The organism is Spirillospora sp. NPDC049652, assembly GCF_040675125.1.
Lineage (GTDB): Bacteria > Actinomycetota > Actinomycetes > Streptosporangiales > Streptosporangiaceae > Spirillospora.
The window spans coordinates 1-4,972 of the sequence record NZ_JBFAOF010000534.1 but is presented as its reverse complement, the minus strand read 5'-3'; the positions used below and the strand labels follow the sequence as shown (position 1 = coordinate 4,972).

Sequence of the window (4,972 nt, the reverse complement as noted above, 5' to 3'; positions counted from 1 at the left end):
CGACCAGGGGCGCGGCGGCGCCGATCGCGAGGACGGCGGCCAGGCCCGACCACGAGACCGGGAGCCCCGCGCCGAGGCCCGCCCCGCCGATGCCGCCGACGACGGCCAGGGTGAGGCTGGTCGGCAGGCCGCGCAGGGACAGGCCGACGACCACCGCGAGGGCGACCGCCACGCCGAAGAGGAACGCCTCGGCGCCGTGCGGGTCGCCGAGGTCGGCGAGCCGCTCGGTGAACGTCCGGGCGACCGACAGTCCGGCCGCCTCGGGGACGACCACCAGCGGCACGACCACCAGGACGGCGAGCGCGAGCCGGGAGCTGCGCGGGTACCGGCCGCCGAGGCCGAGCAGCGTGGCGCCGTCGTTGACCCCGCTGACGTAGACGAAGCCGAGTGCCACGAGCCCGAAGGCGATCGCCCAGGTCATCGCGCCTCCGCGGGGGTGAACTCGGCGGGCCGGACGGTGCGTCCCTCGCGCCGGGACAGCGTGGCCGCCTCGGCGATCAGCAGGGCCGCCAGGGCGTCGTCCACGGTGCACGGGCTGGGGGCGTGGCCTCGGGCCACGTCGAGGAACGTTCCAATTTCGGTCGCGTAGGCGGGTTCGAACCGCTCGCGGAAGTCGCCCCAGGAGTCCCCGGAGGGCCAGTCCACGCCGGGCTCGGCGGAGCGCAGCGGCGCCCGCTCGTCCAGGCCGACCACCCACGTCCCCGCCGTGCCCGCCAGCTCCATCCGCACGTCGTAGCCGGCCGCGTTGTAGCGTCCGCCGTGCGCGGTGGCGACCGTCCCGCCGGACAGGACGAGCAGGACGGCGCTCGCGTCCACGTCGTCCGCCTCGGCGAAGTAGGAGGCGCCGCGGTTCGCGCCGACGGCCGTGACCGACTCGACCTCCTGGCCGGTGACCCACCGCAGCACGTCGAAGTCGTGGATCTGGCAGTCGCGGAAGATGCCTCCGGAGACCGCGACGTACTCGGCGGGCGGCGGGGCGGGGTCGGCGGTGACCATGTGGACCCGGTGCAGGACGCCGAGCCTCCCGCCCCGGAGCGCCGCCCGCGCCGCCGCGTACCCGGCGTCGAACCGGCGCTGGAACCCGATCTGGACGGGCACGCCGGTCGCGGCGACCCGGTCCCGGACGGCGAGGGTCGCCGCGAGGTCCTCCGCGACCGGCTTCTCGCAGAACGCGGGGATCCCCGCCTCGCAGGCCCGCACGAGCAGCTCGGCGTGGGTCGCGGTGGGCGTGGCGATGACGACCGCGTCGGGCCGGGCGGCGAACACCTCCTCCGGGTCCGCGGCACGGGCGCCCAGCGGACCGGCGAGCACCTCCGCCCGGCGGCGGTCGGCGTCCGCCACGACCAGCTCGTCCACGAGCGGGTGCCGTGCCAGCAGCCGCGCGTGCCACCCGCCGATCCGCCCCGCACCCAGTAGCCCGACCCGCATCCCGTCCTCCTGTGGCCCGTCCGTCCACCAGGGTTCACGAACTGTTCACGTAATGTTCACCCGTGTGGCTTGGAGCACATTTGTAGTCCGGGCGCTCCAGGCAAGTCAATACTTTGTTCTTACATTCTGACGTACTTACCTGAAGTCATCCTCACCTGACAGGTCGCGCTCAGGCTCGCTACCCGGCGGCCGGGCCGCTCACGACGTCGAGGACCCAGACGACGCCGAACCGGTCCCGCGCCATCCCGTAGGCCGGCGCCCAGCCCGCCGGCCCCATCGGGACCACGACCGTCGCCCCTTCGACGAGCCTCTCCCAGTAGCCGGTGATCTCCTCGGCCGTCTCGGCGCGCACGGAGACGAAGAACGCGTTCGTCCCCTGCTCGTAGGGCAGGTGCGACGGCACGTCATAGGCCATGACGTGGAAGCCGCCGCCGGCGTGCACCTGGCCCCACATCACCTGGTCGGCCTCGGACTCGTCCTGGACGGCGCCCGCGTCCTTGTAGGTGACGACGGCGAGGTCGCCGCCGAAGACCGACCGGTAGAACTCCAGCGCCGCGCGCGCGTCGCCGCGGAAGTTCAGGTGTGCCGTGGTCGTGACGGACATGGTGTGCTCCTTCAACTTCGAGGTTCTCTCGGACGAGGAAGAAGGTCGCAGGAGAAGTGGCCAGGTTGTGTCCTCTTCTTCGAGCAGACTGAGGAACATGCCGAAGACCTCAGCGCGGCTGCTGTCGCTGCTCTCCCTCCTGCAGACACGCCGGGACTGGCCGGGAGCCCTGCTGGCCGAACGACTGGAGGTCAGCTCCCGCACGGTCCGCCGCGACGTCGACCGGCTGCGCGAGCTGGGCTATCCCATCGCGACCGTCAAAGGCCCGGACGGCGGCTACCGGCTCGACGCCGGAACGAGACTCCCTCCCCTGCTGTTCGACGACGACCAGGCCGTCGCGCTGGCCGTCGCGCTCCAGAACGCCACCGCCAGCGGCGCCGGCATCGAGGACGCGGCGGCCCGCGCGCTCAACACCGTCCGGCAGGTCATGCCCGCGCGGCTGCGCCACCGCGTCGACGCCGTCCGGTTCACCGCCGTCGCGCGCCCGGTGGCCCGTCCGGAACCGCAGGCCGACAGCGGTGTGCTCATGGCGCTCAGCGCCGCCGTCCAGGCACGTGAAGTGCTGCGCTTCGACTACGCGTCCCCTGGAGAAGGGGCCGTTCCCCGGACGCCGGGCCCGGCACGCCGCGCGGAGCCCCACCACCTGGTCACCCGGGGTGCGCGTTGGTACCTCGTGGCCTGGGACCTCGACCGCGCCGACTGGCGCGTCTTCCGCGCGGACCGCATGACCCCGCGCACTCTCCCAGGCCCGCGGTTCTCCCCGCGTGAGCTGCCCGGCGGGGATGTGGCCGCCTTCGTCATCGGGCGGTTCTCCGGTTCCCACGGTTCGGGTGACTGGCCGTGCCGTGGCGAGGTGATCCTCGATCTGCCCGCCGCAGTCGTGGCCCGCCACAGTCGCGACGGCGTCATCGAGGAACTCGGCCCCGACCGGTGTCGCCTCATCGCGGGCTCGTGGTCATGGGTCGCTCTGGCCGCCGCCCTCGGGAGGTTCGACGCGGACATCACCGTCGTCGGCCCGTCCGAGCTGAAGGACGCGTTCGCCCGCCTGGCCCGCCGCTACGCCACCGCCGCCGAAGGCGACGCCGCCGAATGAATGCACTTGCATAGATCACGTCGCGGGTGCATAGTTGGTTGTGCCCAACCAACCAATGGGAGCGAGGGGGCCGGGATGGAAGGCGCGCCGGAGAACGCGGACGGCCGGCAGCGGGAGGCCACCGACCGGGTGGCGGCGGCGCTGGCCACCGTGGGCAACTGGATGTTCGCCCCGGCGACGCGGCGGCGGATCATGGCGGCGTCCGGACTGGAGCTGTCGCTCGGGGACTACACGCTGCTGGCGCAGATCTCCCTGCACGCTCCGGTGCGGCTCTCGGTCCTGGCCGAGCTGATGGAGGTGGACAAGTCCACGCTCTCCCCTCCGGCCAAACGCCTGGAGACGCGCGGGTTCATCGAGCGGCGTCCGGACCCCGCCGACGCCCGGGCGCAGCTGGTGAGCGTCACGCGGGAGGGCAAGCTCGCCATCCGCGAACTCTGGAAAGCGAGAACGGCCACGATCGCGGGGCTCCTCGACGGCTGGGAGCCCGCCGAGATCGAGCACCTGGCCGACGGCCTGGCCGCCTTCGCCGAGGCGATCAAGAAATCCTGACCCCGCCGCGTCCCCTGAGGGCGCGACCTCCCTTCCGACACGCGCGTCCCCGCCGCGCGTTCGGTCCAACGTGCCCGGTCTCTGACGTGCGCGCTCCCTGACCTGCGCGGTCTCTGACCTGCGCGGTCTCTGACCTGCGTGATCTCTGACCTGCACGGTCTCGACGTGCGTGGTCTTTGACGTGCGCTCGTTCTGGACGGAGTGAGCACCGCGCGTGGTGCCGCCCCCGTTCCCCGAGTCCTGGACGGACTCCCCCAAGACACCCAAGGGCCGTTGCCGGCCCGGGTGAACCCTGCCGATGTTCTAGGAAACAGGAGCCAACATGTCATCTCCCTCCAAGGTCTTCGTGGCCGGCCCCACGGGACTGCTCGGAAGTCACATCGTCAACGCCCTTCTCGACCGGGGAGCGTCCGTCCGGGCCATGGTCCGGCCGGGCACCGAGGCGGAGAAGACCGACAAGCTGACGGCGCTGCGCTCGCGCGGTCTCGAAGTGGTCGAGGGCGACATCACCGACCCGCTGGAGCGCCTCGCCGAGGCCGTCGGGGACGCCGCCACCGTCATCTCGGCCGTCCAGGGCGGTCCCGACGTGATCGTGGACGGCCAGGCCAATCTCGCGCGTGCCGCGGCGAAGGCCGGGGCCGGACGGTTCATCCCCTCCGACTTCGCCATCGACGTGGGCAAGCTCGACGACGGCGACAACTTCATGATCGACTGGCGCCGCCGGGCCGCCGCCGAGTTCGCCGGCGCCGGCGTCGAGGTGGTCTCCGTGCTCAACGGGGCGTTCTACGAGGTGATGGTCGGCTTCATGGGGCTGGTCGACTGGGACCGGGGCACCCTGTCCCACTGGGGCGACCCGGACCAGCCGCTCGACTTGACCTCCGTGCCCGACACCGCCGCCTACACCGCCGAGGTCGCGCTCGACCCGGCGGCCACGGGCACGCTCCGGTTCGCCGGGAACGTCCTGTCGATGCGGGAGTTCCACGAGGCGGTCCAGCACGGCTCGGGACGCGGGCTGGAGCTGCGGCACCTCGGCACCGCCGACGAGCTGCGCGCCGAGATCGAGCGCCAGGCCGCGCGGACCCAGAACCCGTTCGACTACGTCGCGCTCCAGTACCAGTGGTGCATGGTGACGGGGAAGGGCAAGTTCGACGCGCTCGACAACGCCAGGTACCCCTCGGTCGCGCCGACGTCGGTGACCGACTTCGTCCGCACGGCGTTCCCGGCGGCCTGACGTTCAGCCGTCCGAGTTCCTCAGCGCGCAGATCGAGCGCGCCAAGGCCGAGGGCGTGCTGTTCTCG

The 4,972-nt window shown here is 72.5% G+C and carries 5 protein-coding genes and 1 pseudogene; 3 read left to right on the top strand and 3 right to left on the bottom strand.

What is annotated here, in order from left to right; genetic code table 11:
- The 3 genes and pseudogenes from AB0J52_RS27140 to AB0J52_RS27130 form a co-directional block, all read right to left on the bottom strand.
- Positions 1 to 421: pseudogene (locus AB0J52_RS27140) on the bottom strand (inorganic phosphate transporter); the annotation flags it as partial.
- Complete coding sequence (locus AB0J52_RS27135) at positions 418 to 1,428, bottom strand: Gfo/Idh/MocA family protein (RefSeq protein WP_500185153.1); 1,011 nt, start codon at positions 1,426 to 1,428, stop codon at positions 418 to 420. The gene AB0J52_RS27135 and the pseudogene AB0J52_RS27140, both read right to left, overlap by 4 nt.
- A gap of 178 nt (positions 1,429 to 1,606) precedes the next feature.
- Complete coding sequence (locus tag AB0J52_RS27130; protein WP_500185152.1) at positions 1,607 to 2,032, bottom strand: VOC family protein; 426 nt, start codon at positions 2,030 to 2,032, stop codon at positions 1,607 to 1,609.
- 97 nt (positions 2,033 to 2,129) lie between these two features.
- Between AB0J52_RS27130 and AB0J52_RS27125 the strand changes: the two genes are divergently transcribed.
- The 3 genes from AB0J52_RS27125 to AB0J52_RS27115 all read left to right on the top strand — a co-directional run bounded on the left by AB0J52_RS27125 (position 2,130) and on the right by AB0J52_RS27115 (position 4,905).
- Positions 2,130 to 3,125 carry a helix-turn-helix transcriptional regulator gene (locus AB0J52_RS27125; protein WP_500185151.1) on the top strand — a complete coding sequence of 332 codons (996 nt, stop codon included), beginning with the start codon at positions 2,130 to 2,132 and terminating at the stop codon, positions 3,123 to 3,125.
- A 75-nt stretch (positions 3,126 to 3,200) separates the two neighbouring features.
- Positions 3,201 to 3,674, top strand: a complete 474-nt coding sequence (locus AB0J52_RS27120) for a MarR family winged helix-turn-helix transcriptional regulator (protein ID WP_500185150.1) — start codon at positions 3,201 to 3,203, stop codon at positions 3,672 to 3,674.
- 322 nt (positions 3,675 to 3,996) lie between these two features.
- Positions 3,997 to 4,905 (top strand): NmrA family NAD(P)-binding protein, encoded by a 909-nt coding sequence (locus AB0J52_RS27115; protein WP_500185149.1) that lies wholly within the window; start codon positions 3,997 to 3,999, stop codon positions 4,903 to 4,905.
- Positions 4,906 to 4,972 lie beyond the last annotated feature (67 nt).